A 20,611-nucleotide genomic window follows, 5' to 3' on the forward strand; every position below is an offset into this window, starting at 1 on the left:
GCCCGTGCTCCGACGACCGACGACGGCCTTTCTCGACCGGGACGGGACCTTGATCCGGGACACGGGATACGTCTCCCGCCCGCAGAGCGTCGAGTTGCTTTCCGGTGCGGCGGCTGCCGTCCGCCTGCTCAACGAGGCGGAGATTCCGGTGGTCGTCATTACGAACCAATCGGGTATCGGTCGCGGCCTGTTCACCCTCGAAGCGTATCGATCGGTCGAAGCACGGGTGAACGAGCTCCTCGCGGCCGAGGGCGCGAGAGTGGACGCGACGTATTTCTGCCCCCACGCTCCAGAGGAACGGTGTGACTGCCGGAAACCGGGGCTGGCGCTGTACGAGAGGGCCTCGTCCGAGCTCGGGGTCGAGACGGCCGGGGCGCTGTTCGCGGGCGACCGACTGCGCGACGTGCTGCCCGCCATTTCGCTGGAGGGGCAGGGCATGCTGGTGACAAGGGAAGGGGAGCCCTATGATGGCGACGTGCCCCCGGGAGTGGTCCGGGTCCCGGACCTCCTGTCGGGCGTTCGCGAATGCCTCGGCCTTCCGCAGTCGGCGCGATAGCCGACCGGGCAGGGAACGTCTCTTATGTCTGATTCACTCGCGGTCGCCGTTCTCGCATCCGGATCGGGGACCAACCTGCAGGCCCTGCTCGATCGCCTGCACGAGGACGCGGAAGCTCCCGTCCGCGTCGTCACCGTAATCGGCAGCCGTCCGGGAATCGGCGCGCTGGAGCGTGCCTCCCGGCACGGGATCAACGCGGCGGTGATGCCGCAGGGCGACGAGGATGGTGAGTGGCTTCTCCGGTCGCTCGAGGAGGCGGGATCGGAACTCGTGGTGCTCGCGGGCTGGCTCAAGCTCATCCCGCCCGGGGTCGTCAAGGCGTACCGGGGACGGATGATCAACATCCACCCCGCCTTGCTTCCCGCTTTCGGGGGTCCCGGGATGTATGGTCGCCGTGTGCACGACGCCGTGGTATCGAGCGGAGCCCGCATATCCGGGGTGACCGTTCACTTCGTCGACGAGGTGTACGATCACGGGGCGATCATCGCGCAGTGGCCGGTCCCGGTCCACGAGTCGGACGATGGCGAGACCCTTGCGTCCAGGGTCCTGAGAGTGGAACATCGCCTCCTTCCAGAGATCGTTCGCGCCTATGCCGAAGAACGGTTTCGCCTCGGTTCGGAGGGCAGGACGATCTGGGCGGATCCGTGGTTCCCGGAAGATGTGTTCTCCATGCCCGGCAGCCCGGGCCACTGAAAGGTCGACCATGCCGTACGCCATTCTGAGTGTGTCGGACAAGACGGGTATCGGTGAGCTCGCGCGTGCGCTGCACGAGCGTGGCTGGACGCTGCTCTCCACCGGGGGCACGGCCCAGGCCATTCGCGAGGCCTCGGTCCCGGTGACCGGCGTATCGGACTTCACGGGCTTCCCGGAGATCCTCGGGGGCCGGGTGAAGACGCTTCATCCCGCGGTCCACGCCGGTCTTCTCGCGCGCCTCTCGGTCGAGGGCGACGTGCATGACCTCGAGCGACACGATCTCCACCCGATCGGGATCGTGGTCGTGAACCTCTACCCGTTCCGCGAAACGGTCGCACGGCCCGAGACAACCCTGGCCGATGCTCTCGAACAGATCGACATCGGTGGGCCGACCATGCTGCGCGCCGCGGCGAAGAACCACCCCTTCGTATGGCCCGTGTGCGATCCCGCGGATTACGACGACCTGGTCGAGGCCATCGACTCGTCGGAGGAGCGCGAGGAGTTTCGCCGGACGCTCGCGGCCAAGGTGTTCGCGCATACGGCAGCGTATGACTCCGCGGTGGCGGGCTACCTTCGCAGCCCGCGCGAGGATCCGGAGACCGCCGGAGAGCTTCCGGCCGACCTGATGCTCTCCCTCACCCGGGTCCAGACGCTTCGGTACGGAGAGAATCCCGACCAGCCCGCGGCCTTCTACCGCAGCTCTTCCGGCCCACCCGTCGGAATTCCGGGACTCCGACAGCTTCATGGCAAGGCGCTGTCGTACAACAACATCCTGGACCTCGACGGAGCCCTCCTGGCGATCGCGCCGTTTCTCGGCGGCGCCGAGCCGGCCTGCGCCATCCTGAAGCACACGACCCCCTGCGGCGTGGCCGTGGGACGCTCACCGGCCGACGCGTACCGGAAGGCGCTGGCCTGTGATCCTGTGTCTGCCTTCGGCTCGACCGTGGTGTTCAGTGAGCCCGTGACCGAGGCGGTGGCGGAGGAGCTGTCCGGCCTGTTCGTCGAATGTCTGGTGGCTCCGGGCTACGCTGCGACGGCCCTGCAGATTCTGCAGCGGAAGCAGAACATCCGGATCCTCGAACCGGACGGAGAGCTCCGCTTCGGGGCCCAGACCGGGCACCTGTCCCAGGGTCTCGACCTGCGCGGAGTGACGGGTGGAGTACTGCTCCAGGGATCACCCAGACCGGCACGGCCTTCCGACCTCCGCTCGGAGGCGAGCGTATCGACCGACCGATCTCCCACCGATTCCGAGTGGGAAGACCTGGCCTTCGCATGGGCGGCCGTGCAGTCCGTGAAGTCGAACGCGATCCTGCTGGCGCGCGACGGAGCCTCCGTGGGCATCGGGGCGGGACAGATGAGTCGAGTGGATGCGGCTCACCTCGCGGCGCACAAGGCCCGGCAGGCGGGATTCGAGCTCGAAGGGCTGGTTCTGGCCTCGGACGCCTTCTTCCCATTCCGCGATGGGGTGGACGCCGCGGCGGAGGCCGGGGTGACGGCCATCGTCCAGCCCGGCGGTTCGAAGCGTGACGCCGAGGCGGTCGATGCGGCCAACGAGCACGGAATGGCGATGATCTTCACCGGACGGCGGACCTTCCGTCACTGACCGGCGGATGGGTCTCGCGGGGAAATCGGGACAGGGCGGTCCCCGGGAGGGACGGACAGGCGCCAGGCGGTGCGATCGCTGTAGTAGTCGACGAGTTCTTGGTCGCGTTCCTCTCCGAGAGAGCGGGCCCAGATTACCTGCTGCTCATCCAGTTCTGCCGAATTGAAGACCCATTCCGCGTAGCCGTAATCCTGACGGTATTCTACGAACACCAGATGCCGACCCCCATCGCCGGCGATCCGGGTTGCCACGCGCTCTCTCTGCAGGGACCATGAGCTGAATCGTGCAACCGCCGTTTCCTGTCTGTGAAGCGCAAGCCCGACGTGAACCACACCAAGAGCCACGATCGCGGGAACCACGATCGCACGGTAGCGCGTATGACGGCACCTTGCCCGGCAGGAGCGAACGGACTGCACCACCAGATACATCCAGAGACCGCAGGCAACGGCGAGATAGTGAGGCATGAAGTAGGTAACCAGAGACAGAGCCGCGAAGAGGCTGATGATCGTGGCCACAGGAAAGATGTGACGTCGGCGGCGGATCCAGTTCGGAATGAGCAAGATGGGCAGCAGTAGTGCGCCGGGGAGCCATAGAGTCTCGGCGAGAAGGATTCGGGGCGGACCGAACCCATACGCGAGGCTGGCGATCACCGGGCGGGCGAGAGCCCATCGAAGCCAACCGGAAAGCGTTTGCTGCTCCCTGTACCAGCGCTGCTCCCAATCCACGTGAAAGCTCCGCAGTCTCTCGTCGCTGTAGTCGGGCTCGGTGGGCAACGGCTGAAACACGAAAAGGGGAGTCGCATCGTACTGCTCGTGGTGAGCCGAGTACGCTGTTTTCATGAAATGTCCCGTGACCGCTCTGTTGTATCCTGCGAGGGAAAGAAGACAGAGCAGGACGATCGCCATTGCGGCCGCCACGAATCGCGTTGGCAGCTGACGAGCAAGGCGCCATCTGAGTAGAGCTGCCACGCTGCACAAGACGACTACGGCTCCCTCAAAAGGACGGGAGGCAACCAGAATACAGAGGCCGAATGCGAAGGCAAGGACGGTGCTCCATCGTGCCGCCCGAAGCAGACGGGGAACGGAGCCGAGTACGAGACAGCCGCCGGCGGCGGCGACTGCTCCACCCCAGTAGCTCTGCGCCCACAGACCTACGATGCCGAATTCGAGCACCGTCAGAATACCGCCCAGAAGTGCCCAGCGGGGCCGCAGGAACCCGTGCAGCATCCAGGTCACGGCTGCCGACATGGCCGCAACGCTAAGCCAGACTCCGACGATGGGGTGGCCGCCCAGGATCTGACCGGTTGCCATGACGATCGCTTGGGCCGGAAGATACTTCGACGCATACGTCGGCTGCTGAATGACATGGATCGTCTCGAAGTGCTGCCAGAACGGGTGTGGTGGGTTGGTCAGGCGGCCGTGTGCAAAGGTGTCGGCGCCCAGGAGATAGCTGAATTCGTCGTGCGTGACCGGCAGGGGAATGCCGAACAGGAGTCCAACCAGTGCGGCGCAAGAGAGGGATAACAGAAAGACCGCCGTGACCGAACCAGGAGTAGAGTCGACCCGCAGGAGGTTCCCAAGACGCTTTATGGTCAGCGAACCCCGAATCTGGTCTCGAGCCATGGTGATCGTGTTATCCCGTTTCGCGGGCTGAGCGCCGGGCCATCACGAGGTACTGTCCACCCAACGGAACGCCGCGGAGGCGCCGCTCGAGTGGGCGAAGATTTCGGAGAAAGCCCGGAAAGAAGAACAGAAAGGTCGTTGACTCCACCTGGAATGGACCCCGGTCCAGCAACTCCCGGGCTAGCCGCGGCGACAACATTCGGGCATCCCGATCGAAGGGAATCCGACTCATTACCCATCGCGTCCCCAGATTCCAAGGATTATTCTCGAACAGGGCCAGGATGCCGCCAGGTCTGAGGACGGATCCTATGCTTCGCACAGCTTCGTCCCGGGCATCTTCCGCGATGTGGTGGAACACCCCATTGACGTAACAGAGGTCGAAGGGGCCCGCCCCGCCCAACTCTTCCGCAGGCAGGAAGCGGACGGAATCCGGAGTTGCGAGATCCCGAGCTGTGGCGAGAGCTCCCGGCGCGCTATCCACGCCCACGACCTGGGCGTTCGGGAACCGGAGGGCCAGGCCAACCGACGTGGCTCCCGTGCCGCAGCCGAAATCCAGGATCCGAGTGGGGGCCTTTCTGTGTCCGAGTCTCTCGGTCAGCAGGTTGAGTCGGCCATTTCGAAAGTAGTCGGCTGATTCTCCCGTGAGTCGGAGTCCCTGGCCGAGCATATCGGCGTAGGCGCCCCCGCTCTCGAATAGGGATTCGCGCGTCACGGAGCGGTACCCCTGCTTCGGCCGCCAAGACGCTGCTTGTCATAATCCAACCACAGCCCGGTGATCCGCAGAAGCAGGGAGGTGATGAGCAGCTGGAACGCGGCCAGGTAGCCGAAAGCGGAAACGATCACTCTCGACCAATGGAGTGACACGTGTCCCGTCGTCAGATACTCGGTGACACCGGGCCACACGAGCGCCGTCGAGGCCAAGATCAGGAAGGCGAAGAAGAGGGTCGCCGGAACGCCACGAAACACCCTTGAGAAGACCTGGCTGAAGAATGTTCGTCGGTCGCTGCCGAGGACCAGTTCGCTCATGAACGCCACCACGGCCCCCGCTCCGACGGACAGGCAGGCGGCTCCCGCGAGCAGGGACGCGACGAGGAAACGGTAGATCATCCACTCGTCCACCCGACCATGGGTGAGATAGTACTCGATGGGATTGATGGACAGGAGGGCGGCGCCCAAGAACAAGGGCAGCGCCAGAAACCAGAACACCTTTTCAGGTCGAAACAGAAGGAGTCCATCCAGAATGGCGTTCAGGAACTTCCATCCATCGGTTCCGATGCTGAGCTTGCTGCGGCCAAGGCGCTCCCCGTAGCTCATCGGCACTTCGGAGATCCGCAGTCCGCTCAATACGGCCCTGGCGCTCATGGCCGGGGTGAAGTGAAGTCCATCGGGAAGCGGTCCGAGAGCCGCAAGGATGTTCCTTCGCAGGACTCGCATGCCGCTGGCCGTGTCGGTGATCGGCCGGTTCGCCATCGTGCTGAGCAACAGGGCGTACAGCCGATTGCCCAGCGAACGAATCCCGGGCATCCTGCTATCCTTCGTGAGCCGAGCTCCTAAAGCGATATCCGCACTGCCGCTCGTCACCTCCTCGCACAAGTCGGCAAAATACTCTGGGTCGCAGGTTCCATCGGCGTCGATGAAGCCCACGAGATCTCCTCCCCCCTTGCCGAAACCGAACTTGATGGCTGCGCCATAGCCCCGGTTCTCATCGAATTCATAGACGGAAACCGGTCCAAAGGAACGGGCAATTTCCGCCGTGCTGTCCTCCGACCCGTCCGATACAACGATCCATTCAACGTCCGCGACCCCACCCCGAGCCTTGATGATGGGTGTCGCGGCCAGGCACCTCTCCAGTGTGGACCCGATGGCCTCCTCCTCGTTGAGCGCGGGCAGTACGATCGTCAGAACGGGTTGGGGAGGCGCTGCAGCCGGGAGTTCGGTTTGCATGAGGAAAGCTCCAGACTTAGGTGGCCGATCAGATAGTCTAACGTCTGCTCGGGGAGGGGTGAAGAGTAAATCAGGCCCCCGGCACCGGCAGCTTCCCTTGACTCGACATGGGCTTCCGTCTATTAAGGGGCGTTCCATCCGGCCGGGCGAAGGCTGCGAAGCGGACCCGCAGAGAAAGGCACCTGTGTTAGGTGGCAGGCGATCGGGGGCAACCCCGAAAAACAGCTTGATCGTTATGGCCGTGGCCCTGGCCGGAATTGGACTGGCGGCCTGCGGCGGGCCGTTTCCCCAGTCGGCTCTCGATCCGGCGTCCGATTTCGCCTGGAAGCTCCAGGATCTCTTCACCGGCATCTTCTTCTGGGCCGTGGTGGTCTTCGTGCTGGTCGAGGGCGCCCTGATCGTGGCCATCGTCCGGTTCCGGGAGAGGCCCGGGGGGCCGGCTCCCAAGCGGACGCACGGGAATACCCTCCTGGAGATCTCCTGGACGCTGGCGCCGGCGATCGTGCTGGTGCTGATCGCCATTCCGACGATCAAGACCATCTGGGATGTCGACCGTCCCCCGAGGGGAGAGTCCCTGGTTGTCGAGGCCATCGGCCACCAGTGGTGGTGGGAGTTCCGCTATCCGGACCTCGGTGTGGTGACGGCCAACGAGATGCACATACCGGTCGGCACACAGATCGACGTGCGCCTCACCTCGGACGATGTGATTCACAGCTTCTGGTTCCCGAGGCTGGGGGGTAAGCGGGACGTGATCCCCGGACACGAGAACCAGATATGGTTCACTGCCGATTCCGCGGGAATCTACCTGGGCCAGTGCGCGGAATTCTGCGGACTCTCGCACGCGCTGATGAAGATGGAGCTCGTCGCCGAGGCGCCCGAGGACTTCGAGCGATGGGTCGAGCAGCAGAAGGCGGAGGCCGTGGTCGCCGATTCGGCCGCCTTCGCCCGCGGCAGCCAGGCCTTCATGCAGAGCGGATGTATCGCCTGCCACGCGGTGCGTGGAACGATTGCGCAGGGGATGATCGGGCCGGACCTCACTCACGTGGGCAGTCGCAGGCGTATCGCGGCCGGAATTCTGGACAACACGCCCGAGAACATGGAGCGATGGATCCGCTACCCGCAGCAGGTCAAGCCCGGCGCGCTCATGGTGGTGCCGGAGATGGATGATGAGACCGTGCGCCTGATCGTGGAGTATCTCCAGAGCCTGAAGTAGCGCTCGGGCACCAGAGCATAAGCAGCGGACGAACGAGGACAGGGGAATACATGGCCGTCACGGAAGCCAGCACTCTCGAGAGCGGGGCCCACTCGCACGAGGGCACCTATTCGGGTGGCATCCTGAGCTGGATCACGACTGTCGATCACAAGCGGATCGGCATCATGTACGGGGTCAGCGCGTTCTTCTTCTTCCTCGTGGGTGGCCTCGAGGCTCTGCTCATCCGGCTGCAGCTGGGGTCGCCGGAGAACACGCTGATCGACCCCGATCTGTACAACCAGCTCTTCACGATGCACGGCACGACGATGGTGTTCCTCGCCATCATGCCGCTCAGCGCCGCCTTCTTCAACTACATCGTACCGCTCCAGATCGGGGCCAGAGACGTCGCATTTCCCCGCCTGAACGCGTTCAGCTTCTGGGTGTTCTTCCTCGGGGCCCTGTTCATGAACGCCAGCTTCCTGTTCGGCGGGGCGCCCGACGCGGGTTGGTTCGGCTACGCGAACCTGACGTCGACCCAGTACTCGCCAGGCATGCGGCTGGACTTCTGGGTTCTCGGCCTTCTCGTGCTGGGCGTGTCCTCGATCGCCGCGGCTCTGAACTTCATCGTGACGATCATCAATCTGCGTTGCGAAGGCATGACGTTCATGCGCATGCCGCTCTTCACGTGGATGACGCTAATCACGTCGTTTCTGCTCGTCATGGCGTTTCCGGCGATCACGGTGGGCCTGGTCCTCCTGATGTTCGACCGCATGTTCGGGACGGTGTTCTTCAACCCGCTGGCCGGCGGCGACGTGCTTTTGTGGCAGCACCTCTTCTGGATCTTCGGTCACCCCGAGGTCTACATCCTGCTCCTTCCGGCGCTGGGAATGATCTCCGAGGTGATCCCCGTATTCTCGAGGAAACCGCTCTTCGGGTACGCCTTCGTCGTCTACTCCGGCATTCTGATCGCCTTTCTCGGCTTCGGTGTGTGGGCCCACCACATGTTTGCAGTCGGTCTGGGTCCGGTGGCGAACACGGTGTTCGCGGCTACCACGATGCTGATCGCCATTCCGACGGGGGTGAAGATCTTCAACTGGATCGCCACGCTGTGGGGGGGCTCCCTTCGGATGAAGACGCCTCTCTACTTCTCCCTCGGCTTCATCGCGATGTTCATCATCGGCGGGCTCAGCGGAGTGATGCATGCCTCCGCTCCTTCCGACCTGCAGCAGACGGACACGTACTTCGTCGTGGCCCACATTCACTACGTGCTGTTCGGCGGCGTGATGTTCGCTCTGTTCGCCGGCATGTACTACTGGATTCCGAAGATTACCGGACGCATGCTGAGCGAAGGCCTCGGGAAGCTGCACTTCTGGGTCATGCTGATCGCGTTCAACGTCACCTTCTTCCCGCAGCACTTCCTCGGCCTGCATGGAATGCCGCGCCGCACGTTCACGTACGAATCGGGGCTCGGTTTCGAGACGATGAACCTGATGTCGACCATCGGGTCGCTACTTCTCGGTGCCTCCATGCTGATCTTCCTGTGGAACGTGATCCGGATGCTCCGAAAGGGCGAGCCGGCCGGTCCGAATCCATGGGAGGGCGCCACGCTCGAGTGGGCCATGTCGTCGCCGCCGCCGCATTACAACTTCCGCGTCCTCCCCGAGGTTCACGGGCGGGATCCTCTGTGGGCAGAGGACACGCGGGCCGCAGCGCCGGGGGATGATCCGAGCGTGCCGGAGCCTCACATGCCCGGACCTTCGTTCTTCCCGTTCGTCACCGCGGTGGGCATCGTGGTGCTGGCGACGGGAGGGCTGATCGGCAGCCTGCCCATCACCGGACTCGGAGTGGCAGGAATCCTGTTCGGTATCTACGGCTGGGCATTCCAGCCCCTGGAGCATTGAGAGACGAGGAGCGGGTGTGAGTCATTCGGAGGCCGCAGCGCTGGAGCTGCATTCGTCCACGGGACAGTCGAGTCGCAAGATCCTGATGTGGGCGTTCATCGGATCCGAGTGCATGCTGTTCGGGTCGCTGATCATCACCTACATGGTGTACCGGGGGAGGAGCCTGGTCGGGCCGTACCCCGAGGAGCTGCTGAACATTCCCTTCATCACGGTGACGACGTTCGTCCTTCTGATGAGCAGCCTGATGATGGTGCTGGCCCTGTCCGCGGTGCAGCGTGGAGACATGAAATGGGGAAAGGTCTGGCTGTTCATGACCGCCCTGCTCGGCCTGGTCTTCCTCGGCGGCCAGGTCTACGAGTTCAATCATTTCGTTCACGAAGGGCTGACGCTGAAGACCAATCTGTTCGGGGGTAGCTTCTTCCTCCTGACCGGTACACACGGTGCCCATGTCGCGGTCGGCGTCATCTGGCTTCTCAGCCTGTTCTTCATGGCGCTCCGCGGCAGACTCACCGGGGCGAACGCGGAGACGGTGGAGATCGCCGGCCTCTACTGGCATTTCGTCGACGTGGTGTGGATCGTCCTGTTCACGCTCATCTACCTCCTGGTCTGAGATAAGGAGCCGACCGGAATGACGCAGTCGCACGATCCGGCCCAGCACGCTCACCCGGGAAACCGCACGTATGTCCTCGTGGCTGCGATCCTCGGGGTCATCACGGCGGTCGAGGTGGCCGTCTTCTACATCGAGATCCTCCACCCCGTGCTCGTTCCGATCCTGCTCACGCTGTCCGCGGCAAAGTTCGTGCTGGTGGTCGGGTTCTTCATGCACCTCAAGTTCGACGCCCGGCTGTATCGAGCGCTGTTCGTCGGACCGCTCCTCGTCGCCATCGCCGTGGTCGTGGCGATGTTCCTGCTGTATGGGGTGTTCAGCCGCTGATCGGAGGCGCCCCCGGCGTCCCCGTTGGTCCCCGTCTTCCGCAGCCTGCAGGATCCCGGCGTCTTTACGCGTCCCAGCGCTCGCCCCTATCCTGACGACATGAACGATTCGCTGAGACGCCACCGCGCTCTCGATGCGGGAACGAGTTCCTCGTCGGTTGGGCGGCCGGAGGATCCGGCCGTTGACCCGGTTTCGGCGCCCATGGAGCGGGTAGAGTTCCGAATCGAGAACATGGACTGTGCCAGCTGCCTCGATACGATCCGGCGGGGCATCGGCAAGCACAAGGGTATCCTCCAGGTAGAGGGGAGCCCGGTGACGCGCCGCCTGGAAGTCGATTTCGTTCCGGCGCAGATCAGTGCCGAGACGATTCGCAGGGAAATCTCCGACCTGGGCTATCAGGCACTCGTTCCGTCCCCGGAAGTCACGGGTCCCATCGGAGTGTGGTCGAGCCCGAGGGCGTTTCGCACGTATGTCTCCGGCGCCCTGTTCTTCGGAGGCCTGATCCTGCGGCTCGTCCTGCACGGAACGATCGTCGACTCCCATGGTGCTTTCGCATGGCCCGGAGTGGAGGACCTGCTGTTCCTCGGCGCCGCCGCGGTGGGCGCGGTCAACTTCGTTCCGCGAGCCGTCGGCGCCCTTCGGGGACGCGTGCTCGACATGCACGTACTGATGCTTCTCGCGGTGATCGGGGCCGCGGCCATCGGGGAGTTCATGGAGGCGGGCGCGATCGCCTTCCTGTTCTCGGTGGCCGAGCTGCTCGAAGGATTCGCATCGGAGCGTGCCGAAGCATCGGTGCGATCTCTCATGGAACTGTCGCCGGACGTGGCCCGGGTGAGGCGCGACGGTCGGGAAGTGACCGTCCGGTCGGCGGACGTGATGGAGGGAGACCTCGTCGTGGTCCGCCCGGGCGAGCGCATCCCGGTGGACGGCGAAGTGATCGAAGGGGGATCCGCGGTCAACGAGGCCGCGATCACCGGTGAGTCGATGCCGGCCGACAAGGCACCGCGCGACGCGGTCTTCGCCGGTTCGATCGTTCACGATGGCTACCTCGTAGTGCGGAGCGATCGAGACGCGGGCGACACCACGCTCGCCCGGATGATCCGTCTCGTGGAGGAGGCCGAGCGCCGCCGGTCCCCGAGCGAGCGCTTCGTCGAGCGGTTCGCCCGATATTACACACCTGTCGTCACGGTCGGAGCCATCCTTGTGGTCGTGCTTCCGGTCCTCCTCTTCGGGGGCGCCTTCGAGACGTGGCTCCTGCGTGGCCTCACGCTGCTCGTGATTGCCTGTCCCTGTGCGCTGGTCATATCCACGCCGGTGTCCGTCGTCAGCGCGATCACGAGCGCGGCTCGACATGGGGTCCTGATCAAGGGAGGGGCGAGCCTCGAGCAGATGGCTGAGGTTCGTGTCCTGGCGTTCGACAAGACGGGTACCCTCACGCACGGGCGTGCCGAGGTGACGGATATCGAGTCCTTCGCCGGTTGGGATCCGACGGACGTGCTCTCCATCGCCGCCTCCGTCGAGGCGCGCTCCGAGCACCCGATCGCCCGGGCGATCGTTCGAGCGGCCGGATCGGACGTGACCGGGCGGGACGTTCAGGACTTCGAGTCCTTTCCGGGCCAGGGCGCCCGCGCCCGGGTGGACGGCACGATGTACGCCGTCGGCCGACCGGGCCGGCTGTCCGACGGCGAGGCCGGGGATCGGCTTCGAGCGCTGGCCGAAACGGGCAGGACTCTGGTGGTGGTGGTCGAGGAGGGAACGGAAGGCGAGCAGATCGTGATCGGGGTCCTCGGCCTGCGGGATCCCCTACGGCCGGCCGTTCCGGTCGTCATTCGTCGACTGCGTCAACTCGGCATCGGTCGGTTCGTGGTCTTGAGTGGGGACCTCAGGGAGGCGGTGACCGAGGCGGCCCGGGAGGCGGGAGCGGACGAGGTGCTGGCCCGGCTCAAGCCGGAGGAAAAGGTCGACGCGATCGAGAGGCTGGAGAGGGTCTCCGGGCGCGTGGCCATGGTCGGCGACGGGGTGAACGACGCACCGGCCCTCGCCGCGGCATCGGTCGGCATCGCCATGGGAGCGGCGGCCTCGGACGTGGCGCTGGAAACGGCCGACATCGCCGTGATGGGAGATGACCTGAGGCGCCTGCCGTACCTGTATCAGCTTTCCCGGCGCAGCCGACGGGTCATCCGGGAGAACATCGTGACCGCGCTAGCGGTGAAGCTGGTGCTGGCCATCGGCGTGCCATTGGGCTGGGTCTCTCTGATCGTGGCCGTTCTGGTGGGCGACATGGGGGCCTCGCTCGTGGTGACCCTGAACGCGCTCCGGCTCGCCCGGGTCGACGAGCAGACGCTTCGGTGAGCGCTTCTCCGGTCGCTACATCACGGGGCCAGTAGCGAGCGCATAGAGGAACAGGTTCACCCCCATCCGGAACGCCTGTTCGCGCAGTTCGGGCGGATCGCCGTGGACTCCAGGGTCTTCCCAGCCGTCACCCAGGTCGCTCTGGTAGCTGTAGAACACGGCCAACCGGCCGTCCAGAAAGATCCCCAGCCCCCGGGCGGGAAGGCCATCGTGTTCGTGGATCTTCGGCAGGCCCTCGGGGAAATCGTACATGACGTGGTACACGGGGTGATCGAGAGGCACGTCCACGAGTTGTGCCTCGGGGAAGGCCCGGGCGATCTCGCGTCGGAAGGAGGCGTCGAGTCCGTAGTTGTCATCGACGTGCAGAAACGCGCCTCTCTGCAGATGCTCTCGCAAGGCTTCGACCTCGCGATCGGACAGGCTGACGTTGCCGTGACCGGTCAGGTACAGGTACGGGTAGTCCGCGAGTTCCGGGTCGGTCAAGCGTACTTCGGCGGGTCGCTCCGAGACGGGCAGTGCGGTCCGCCGGGCGATTTCCCTCAGCAGGTTGGGGAGGCTGGACGGGTCCGCGTACCAGTCGCCGCCGCCGTCGTAGTGTACCCTCGCGATGGTGGGGAGGGGGACAGGAGCAACGATCGTCAGGGCGGTCCCCTTGCCGTGTCCTTCTTCTCGAAGTCCTTCGCCGAACGCGGCGGACACAAGGACGCAAAGGGCGATACCCATGACTAATCGGGACAAGACGACTCGATCCTCTTCGTCAGAATGGTGGCCCCGTGGGGCCGCGTCCCTGCCGATACGGTCTGTATCGAAGTGGCCTCACAGTACGAACGCTCGATCCAACGGGACAGCTTTGCGGCTCCGGGCACCGGTCCGGAGCCGAAGAGACCGTACTCGCTCATGTCCCGTCTCACCGCGACGATGATCCCGGGCGGGCGATCCTGGAGGGCATCGAGGACCGTCTCCTCCCCAAACACCTTCAGCTCCGGTGGCAAGAGGACGGGATAGCGGCTTCCTGACTCGAGACGCATCCAGTAGTTCAGAGATGCGCCTTCGGGAAGAACCGTCAGAGTCAGGTTCGAGTCAGCAGCGATTCTCCGTCGAAGGTCCGACAGCAGTTCGAGCACGGTGCCAGTGCGAGGGTCCACTTCGGCCGGACGAACGCGCAGAAGGTCGCGTCCTGCCATGAGATCTGCCGTGCGGCGATGCATGGCTTGCAGGGAGGCGAGGCCCAGAACCGCGGACAGCGTGTAGGCAAACCCCAGGGCCAGTCCCCGCCCGAAGACCGGACTCGCTCTGACTTGCTCAAGCCGACGAGGTCCGTGGTGCAAGGCAAGCATCACGAGGAGGATGGTCGCAGGAAGAGCCAGATAGAAACCGTACTGATAGAGTCGGGGTCGCATTCCGAGCTTGAGCAGGAATCCCACGGACAGGACGATCCACACCGCGAGCCCCGAACGTCGGGCCACGGCATCCGGTCCGGACGATCGGTCCGTCCACAGCCAGCTGAGTCCCAGCAGGCAAGCGCCGGGCAGTGCCCACCCGAACCACAGCCAGACGCGCCACTGTCCGGACAACACGGAGATCAAGCCTGCCACCGGTCCCAGAGCGACGGCCGCTGGCCACCAGTTGAGACCAGGCGCGATCCGTCGGGCGGCCGCCGCCAGGCCTCCATAGGCGCCCACGCACAGCGTTCCCGCGAGGAGGATCCAAGAGGCGTTCTGGTAGGGGTGGTCTAGACCCATTCCTTCGCGGTAGAACGTCTCCGTCAGCGGGTTTGACCTGGCGGCCGACGCGAAGGGGTGGACGAAGACCTCCGGGACCGATGCGGGGCCCTGGCTCAGTGCGACCGAGACACCGATGATCAAGGCCGGGAGGACGAAGCCCGGTGCCAGGCGGTACAGGAGCGTCCTGCCTCCGCACTGTCCGCTCCGTACTCCGAGCAGGGTGCCCGTCAGGAGGGCTGCACTGGCAGCCAACGCGATCTCCGGTTTCGTGAACCACGCGGCTCCAGTCGCCACCCCGCTGATCGCCAGTGCCACGGAGGATCCGGTGCGCAACCAACGCACCAGGCCCCAGGCCGAAGCCACGCAGAGGAGAGTTCCGTGCGTGGCTTCGTGAGAATACGGAGTGACGAAGTTGTAGTTGCCCAAGGGCGTCAGATGTCCGAATGCGAAGACCGTGAGGAATACGGTCGTCGCCACGGTGGCGGTCGTACGGTCTGTCAGCTTGAGGCAGATGTCCCACAGCAGCCACGCCGTGACGGCGGCCAGCACCAGATTCGCAAGCGCCAACGTCGAGTGACCGGGACCGAAAGCCGTGAAAAGCGCTCCGTTGAGGGACTGCGACAGAGGTCCAAACAGGCTTTCCACATCTCGGTAGAGTGAGTCGGATTCGGACAGTCGCCAGGCGGTGAACAGCTCGCGTCCCCAGTCACGCAGGATGTCGCCGGTTCTTCGCCAGCTCGCGACCGAAAGTCCGATGAAGAGGCCGGTGGGCAGTAGTGGGGGAACCGGCGATCGCCTTCCGGCGGGAGCGGCCGAATCCGGAGGCGGATCGTGAGCGCCTCCGAAGGTGGGGGTCACATTCGCTCCCGGCTGGCGACGAGAACGGTGGCGGTGTCGTCCGAGTAGACGGATTCCCAGCCTCCGAGGAGTCGGAGAGCGGTGGCGACGGGCGCGTCCGGCGGTACCATGATCCAGGCGATCCCTCTCCCACGGAGATCCTCCTCCCAGCCGGGCTGGATGAAGCGAATACCCCGATACTCGCGTGTGAGCTCCTCTCCATAGAAGTCCGTCTGCCCATCGATGAACACGGGGACGTCGGGCCAGGCATACAGCAGATAGCCGCCCCAGATGAATTCGTTATAGATCGGACCGGGCGGGACGAATCCGTTGCTCCTCAGCTCCGCGACCGCACGGACGGGAAATACATCCGGATCAAACCCGAACTCACCATCTCCTCGATTCAGGCCGGCCGCCGTCAGCCCGATGATCGCAACCGCGGTGACGGCCCACCCTGGCAGGATGGCGTCGATGCGTTCGAGTCGCTCAGACCACCGTACGAACCTTCGGACTCGGGCCACGGACGGCTCGGCTTGCCTCAAGAGGGCATCGGTCCATCGAGCGAGCCACGGCATGCAGATCACGGCGAAGAGCGGGATGTTCCTCGTCGAGTGGAGGGCGAAGCCGGCGAACACGAGCCACAGTCCCAGCCCCAGCCACTCGACCCTTGCCCGAAGCAGGCCGAGGACGGCCGTGCCGAACAGGAGCACGATCATGAACGACTTGACGAGCGTGTCATGGAAGTTCGGTGACTTGTACTCCTGGGTGAAGTTCACCAGATAGGTCTCGCGCAGGTAGCCTGTCGTGTGTGGCCACAGCTCCCAACCGGCCGGATTGGCGAGGGAAACCAGGAGGCAGGCGCCCAGGATGGAGGCGAGCCACGTCAAGCTTCTTCGTGCCTCTGCCGAGCCGGAATCGCGAGTCCAGGACAGGAATGCGTCGGCCGTGAACAGGCCGAGGACAATGAAACCGATCAGGAACCCACCGTGCACGTTGACCCACACGGCCATGATCACCGGAAGGGCCAGCAGCCAGCGCGTGGTCGTCCCGCGGCGGACTTCCAGCAACACGAGACTGAACACGGCCGCAAACAGCGTGGTGAACATGTGCGGTCGTGGATGAAGGTGTATGGCTTGCAGGAGAAGTCCCGCAACACCGAATGCGAAGGCCAACGGGGCAGCGATTCGCGAGCGATGTACCGCGACGTACGTCAACCCCACGGCGGCCGCGAACAGCAGGCCGGTCAGGATCGACACGCCGGTCAGTCCCGCCCAGGCATCCGCGGCCGCGAAGACCACCTCGGACAGCCACTCGAATGGTATGAAGGGCTGCCCCTGCATCGTATGCGAGAACAGATCGACGCGCGGTATGGCGCGGTGCTCGATGATGTATCGCCCAAGAGCGATGTGCCGGCCCGGATCGCCATCGCCGGCGAAGAGAGATCCACCGCGGATGAAGAGGGTGAATCCGTAGGCGAGCAGGAAGAGCAGGCCACCGAGGGTCGGCAGAAGCCAACGGAGAATGCGATCCGAAGTTCGCTGCACCTCTGAGGCCCCGCGGCTATTCCTCATCCCCGAGCGCGTACTGGCCTACCACGGAGCCCGCGCCCGGGATGTCGAGGAAGTACGAGCGGCAGGCACGGTCGAGCAACTCGATCGACAGCGACGGTTGCACATCTTCGTACTTCGCGACGTTGCACACGGTGTCCACGATATCCCGTGGATGGCAGCCTCTCGGAGCCATCCGCAACCGTTCGTAGAAGGTTCGGTAGATGTGGTCGACGCGGCTCGGTTCATAGAGGATGCCGTTGGCTTCGCAGCACCTTCGGAAGATCTCGTTGTACTGGTCCCGATTGGGGCTCTCGACCATGATCTTGTAACGAATGCGCCGCAGGAAGGCCTCGTCCACCAGCTCCAGCGGATTCAGGTTCGTCGAGAAGATCACGAGGCAGTCGAACGGAACCGGGAACTTGTACCCGTTTCTCAGCGCCAGGTAGTCGACCCGCTTCTCCAGAGGCACCATCCACCGGTTCAACAGGTCTCTGGGGCGGACGAGCTGTCGGCCGAAGTCATCGATGATGAAGACCCCACCGCTGGCCTTCACATGCGGTGGCGCCTGATAAACCCGTGTGTGAGGATCGTACTGCAGCTCCAGCAGTTCGAGGGTGAGCTCACCGCCCACGAACACGACCGGCCTGCGAATCACCGCATATCGATCGTCGTGCGCCTGACCCTCGTGGAAGAGTGGGCTGTCCGCCAGCGGATCCGCGGAGGAGTCGACCTCCGCCTCGACCAGGTCGTGATACACGGGGTCAAAGAGAACGATGATCTGGCCTTCGACCTCGAGGGCCCAGGGGAGATACACGTGTCCGCCGAGCATGTGAGAAATCGCCTCGGCGATCGTGGTCTTACCGTTCCCGGCATGCCCATACAGGAACAGGGACAGCCCCGAGTTGATGGCCGGTCCGAGCTGATCGAGGAACGAGTCTTCGAAAACGAGGTGCGAGAAGCCCTTGCGAATCGTCTCCTCGGTGACGTGAACCCCACGGACGGACTGGGATTCGACCCAACGACCGTACTGTACGAGCGGCACCGGGGCCGGACCGACATAGCCATTCGCCTCGAGCGCGTCTCGGGCCCGATTCCGACCCTCTCCGGTCAGGTCGAAGGTGTAGGTGACCCGGCTCTGACCCCCTTCACGAACCTCGATGAGACGTCGCTGCTGGAGATCGACCAGCTGCTCGTCGAGGATTCCGAACGGCAGGCGAACGAATGCCCTCAACTGCTCGCCCGTCCGGGCCCCCAGGTTGTAGAGCGCCTTGAGGATCAACTCCGAAATCAGGCCGGGTGTGAGCCCCGTATCGGCGGTCGTTACGGGCACGGGCGGCGTCGGCTGTTCCCGTCGCCCGGGTGAGGCCTGGGCGGCGTCCTGTAGCGCTTGGTCAGTCATGATCGGTCTCCGTCGCCCGATGGGCTCTCACTGCCGTTCGACTGGACGGTAAGTCGGTCTCCAATGCTCGTTTCTGTTCTCTGAAGAGTGCCGGGTGGCAGCTCGAGAGCGCCTCGCGCCCTGGCGTGAAAGCCGGATCGCTGCCCCGGGCGCAGGCCGTGATACAGGGCGATCACCTTTTGTTCGGCGCTCAGGAAGGCCACGTCGAGGGACTGCTTCATGCCGAACATGTGCACGGCCTGACAGTCCCGGAGCAGAAGGCCCTGACCGGGCTCGAGCGCAGGGGCACCGAGCAGGCCCTTGAGGCGGGTCCAGAACGTGTCAGCCACACGGATCCGGCTCCCGAGCGTGACATCCTCACGGGAGGCGTTGCGAACCACGACCTGCTCCACTAGACGCCCCCGAGCTCGTTGATCAGGTGCAGCATCGCCGGCCCGAGGACGACGACGAAGATCGCCGGAAAGATGAAGAAGACGAGAGGGGGCACGAGCTTGATTGTCGTCTTGGCCGCGGCTTCCTCGGCCCGCTGGCGGCGCTTCGTGCGCAGCGTGTCGGAATGGACGCGAAGCGCCTGAGCGATGGAGGTCCCGAACCGGTCGGTCTGGATCAGCATGGTGGCGAGAGAACGAAGGTCGGCCACATCCGTGCGCTCGCCCAGATTGCGCAGAGCGTCTTCTCTCGCCGTCCCGGCTCGCATCTCGAGGTTGACGATCTGGAGCTCTTCGGCGAGAACCGGGCTCATCGTCTCGACCTCTTCAGAGACGCGGGTCAGGGCCTGGTTCAGGCCCAACCCGGCCTCCACGCAGATGACCAGCATGTCGAGCGCGTCCGGCAGCGCCTTCTGGATCTCCTTCTGCCGGAGCCGGATCTTACGCCGGAGGAATCCCGACGGCAGCATCCAGAAGACGGCACCCCCCGCTACGACCCAGAGGACCATGTCACGACCCTGGAGCGTCGGAAGCAGCGCGAGGATGACGATGGCTCCGACGACCAGCGAGAGGACGCGCAGGGCGTAGAAGATCGGCACGGCATCCTGACTGCGGTAACCGGCTCGAATCAGCTTCTGGCGCGTCTCGAACAGATCCTTCCGGCCTGAGGCTACGCGCTCCCCGAAGTTCTGCAGCCACACCTCGAGCTGTTCCCGGTTGGCCTGTCGTCGACGTCGCTGAACGACTCCACGGTTGGACGCGATGTCCTGCAACTCCTGAAGGCGTCTTCCGACGGAGCGGTCGCGCGCGGGGACGAGCTCGGCGATCGCGATGACCCCGAGAATGGCCGTGACAGCAATCAGAACCGCGACGATGGCTAGCATCAGATCTCGATGTCGATGATGCGGCGGATGAGTATGAAGCCGAGGAACTGCAGAACGGCGGCCGCCGCAAGCAGCACCTTTCCGATCGGTTCCTCGAACAGGATCGCCATGTACACCGGATTGAGTGCCGTGATGGCCAGACCCAGGAGGATCGGGAGCCCCGCGAGGATATATCCCGTGAGGCGTCCCTGGGCCGTAAAGACCCGGATCTGACGCTGCAGAGTGAAACGCTCTCGTATCGTATAGGAGATCTTGTCCAGAATCTCCGCCAGGTTTCCACCGACCTCGCGCTGAATCAGGATCGCAGTGACGAAGATCCTCACGTCCACGAGATCGATACGGTCGGCCAGTCCGAGCAGGGAATCCTCGAGCGGAAGTCCAAACTTCTGTTCGTCGAAGATCTGCTGGAACTCCGCCCCGACCGGGTCTTCCGATTCCTCGGCCACGACCTTGAGCCCCGTGGGAAACGCATGTCCCGCCCTGATCGACCGGCCCAGCAGATCGATCGCCTCGGGAAACTGCTCCTCGAACCTGCGAATGCGCCTCTTCTTCAGACGCTTGGCGTACATCAGCGGGAACACCAGGCCGGCCAGCGCAGAGAGAAGGGTCGGGATGGCGCTCTGCGAGAGGATGTACGCGCTGGCGGCGAGGGCAGCCGCGAGTCCGGCGGAAATGGTCAGGAACGTGCCCGGCGTCCAGTTCAGGTCCGCCTGCTCCAGCAGCACCTTGAGATCGCGCACCTGGGGCAGGGAGGTGAGCAGGGAGTCGAGGGCGGAGGAGGACTCATCTTCCCGCAGGACCGAGGCCGTCAGGGGAGAAGACGCCGGTCCCTCCTTGCCCGTTACGGATTCCAGCTGACGCCGAAAATCGCGCCTGCGGCGGACCTCTCGAAGACTCTCCCCGAGGAAGGCCAGCGACACGACGCCCATTCCCACCGCGAGAAAGACGACGAGAGCCGGCAACCAGTTCGGGGGCAGGAAATCCAACATGGG

The 20,611-nt window shown here is 64.5% G+C and carries 18 protein-coding genes; 8 read left to right on the forward strand and 10 right to left on the reverse strand.

Features of this window, described 5'->3' with window-relative positions; all coding sequences use genetic code 11:
• Nucleotides 1-4: 4 nt before the first annotated feature.
• Genes AC36XV_RS14045 through purH form a run of 3 tightly spaced genes read left to right on the forward strand, consistent with a single transcriptional unit; the run spans nt 5 to nt 2,852 of the window.
• Nucleotides 5-556, forward strand: a complete 552-nt coding sequence (locus AC36XV_RS14045) for a D-glycero-alpha-D-manno-heptose-1,7-bisphosphate 7-phosphatase (protein WP_492204316.1) — start codon at nt 5-7, stop codon at nt 554-556.
• Nucleotides 557-580: 24 nt separating this feature from the next.
• A complete protein-coding gene (gene purN, locus AC36XV_RS14050; protein WP_492204317.1) occupies nt 581-1,249 on the forward strand; it encodes a phosphoribosylglycinamide formyltransferase in 669 nt (222 codons plus the stop codon).
• Between the two features lie 10 nt (nt 1,250-1,259).
• On the forward strand, nt 1,260-2,852 hold the full coding sequence (gene purH / locus AC36XV_RS14055; protein ID WP_492204318.1) for a bifunctional phosphoribosylaminoimidazolecarboxamide formyltransferase/IMP cyclohydrolase: 1,593 nt from the start codon (nt 1,260-1,262) through the stop codon (nt 2,850-2,852).
• On the opposite strand, the gene AC36XV_RS14060 is transcribed toward purH, so the two are convergent.
• The 3 genes from AC36XV_RS14060 to AC36XV_RS14070 are packed head-to-tail and all read right to left on the reverse strand — an operon-like array spanning nt 2,846 to nt 6,418.
• A complete protein-coding gene (locus tag AC36XV_RS14060; protein ID WP_492204319.1) occupies nt 2,846-4,474 on the reverse strand; it encodes a hypothetical protein in 1,629 nt (542 codons plus the stop codon). The two genes, purH and AC36XV_RS14060, sit on opposite strands and share 7 nt — an antisense overlap.
• Before the next feature lie 10 nt (nt 4,475-4,484).
• Complete coding sequence (locus AC36XV_RS14065) at nt 4,485-5,141, reverse strand: class I SAM-dependent methyltransferase (RefSeq protein WP_492204341.1); 657 nt, start codon at nt 5,139-5,141, stop codon at nt 4,485-4,487.
• A gap of 41 nt (nt 5,142-5,182) precedes the next feature.
• Nucleotides 5,183-6,418: a glycosyltransferase family 2 protein gene (locus AC36XV_RS14070; protein ID WP_492204320.1), complete on the reverse strand. Its 1,236-nt coding sequence runs from the start codon at nt 6,416-6,418 to the stop codon at nt 5,183-5,185.
• Between the two features lie 235 nt (nt 6,419-6,653).
• On the opposite strand from AC36XV_RS14070, the gene coxB reads away from it, so the two are divergent.
• The 5 genes from coxB to AC36XV_RS14095 all read left to right on the forward strand — a co-directional run bounded on the left by coxB (nt 6,654) and on the right by AC36XV_RS14095 (nt 12,797).
• Nucleotides 6,654-7,631, forward strand: coding sequence for a cytochrome c oxidase subunit II (gene coxB / locus AC36XV_RS14075; RefSeq protein WP_492204342.1), 978 nt, complete (start codon nt 6,654-6,656; stop codon nt 7,629-7,631).
• Between the two features lie 50 nt (nt 7,632-7,681).
• Nucleotides 7,682-9,511 (forward strand): cytochrome c oxidase subunit I, encoded by a 1,830-nt coding sequence (ctaD, locus tag AC36XV_RS14080; RefSeq protein ID WP_492204321.1) that lies wholly within the window; start codon nt 7,682-7,684, stop codon nt 9,509-9,511.
• A 16-nt stretch (nt 9,512-9,527) separates the two neighbouring features.
• Nucleotides 9,528-10,121, forward strand: a complete 594-nt coding sequence (locus AC36XV_RS14085; RefSeq protein WP_492204322.1) for a cytochrome c oxidase subunit 3 — start codon at nt 9,528-9,530, stop codon at nt 10,119-10,121.
• A gap of 18 nt (nt 10,122-10,139) precedes the next feature.
• A complete protein-coding gene (locus tag AC36XV_RS14090) occupies nt 10,140-10,445 on the forward strand; it encodes a cytochrome C oxidase subunit IV family protein (protein WP_492204323.1) in 306 nt (101 codons plus the stop codon).
• A 201-nt stretch (nt 10,446-10,646) separates the two neighbouring features.
• Nucleotides 10,647-12,797, forward strand: a complete 2,151-nt coding sequence (locus AC36XV_RS14095) for a heavy metal translocating P-type ATPase (RefSeq protein WP_492204324.1) — start codon at nt 10,647-10,649, stop codon at nt 12,795-12,797.
• Between the two features lie 15 nt (nt 12,798-12,812).
• On the opposite strand, the gene AC36XV_RS14100 is transcribed toward AC36XV_RS14095, so the two are convergent.
• The 7 genes from AC36XV_RS14100 to AC36XV_RS14130 are packed head-to-tail and all read right to left on the reverse strand — an operon-like array spanning nt 12,813 to nt 20,608.
• Nucleotides 12,813-13,520, reverse strand: coding sequence for a DUF4159 domain-containing protein (locus tag AC36XV_RS14100; protein ID WP_492204325.1), 708 nt, complete (start codon nt 13,518-13,520; stop codon nt 12,813-12,815).
• Between the two features lie 2 nt (nt 13,521-13,522).
• Nucleotides 13,523-15,379, reverse strand: a complete 1,857-nt coding sequence (locus AC36XV_RS14105) for a glycosyltransferase family 39 protein (protein ID WP_492204326.1) — start codon at nt 15,377-15,379, stop codon at nt 13,523-13,525.
• Nucleotides 15,376-16,902, reverse strand: coding sequence for a hypothetical protein (locus AC36XV_RS14110; RefSeq protein WP_492204327.1), 1,527 nt, complete (start codon nt 16,900-16,902; stop codon nt 15,376-15,378). The genes AC36XV_RS14105 and AC36XV_RS14110 overlap by 4 nt, the downstream gene beginning before the upstream one ends.
• A 16-nt stretch (nt 16,903-16,918) precedes the next feature.
• Nucleotides 16,919-18,307 carry a DUF8689 domain-containing protein gene (locus tag AC36XV_RS14115; RefSeq protein WP_492204328.1) on the reverse strand — a complete coding sequence of 463 codons (1,389 nt, stop codon included), beginning with the start codon at nt 18,305-18,307 and terminating at the stop codon, nt 16,919-16,921.
• Nucleotides 18,304-18,687, reverse strand: a complete 384-nt coding sequence (locus AC36XV_RS14120) for a DUF192 domain-containing protein (protein WP_492204329.1) — start codon at nt 18,685-18,687, stop codon at nt 18,304-18,306. Before AC36XV_RS14120 ends, AC36XV_RS14115 begins: the two co-directional genes overlap by 4 nt.
• An 11-nt stretch (nt 18,688-18,698) precedes the next feature.
• Entirely contained in the window at nt 18,699-19,619 is a 921-nt protein-coding gene (locus tag AC36XV_RS14125; RefSeq protein ID WP_492204330.1) for a type II secretion system F family protein, read from the reverse strand.
• On the reverse strand, nt 19,619-20,608 hold the full coding sequence (locus tag AC36XV_RS14130) for a type II secretion system F family protein (RefSeq protein ID WP_492204331.1): 990 nt from the start codon (nt 20,606-20,608) through the stop codon (nt 19,619-19,621). Before AC36XV_RS14130 ends, AC36XV_RS14125 begins: the two co-directional genes overlap by 1 nt.
• Nucleotides 20,609-20,611: the final 3 nt, after the last annotated feature.

This window comes from Candidatus Benthicola sp. (assembly GCF_058719085.1).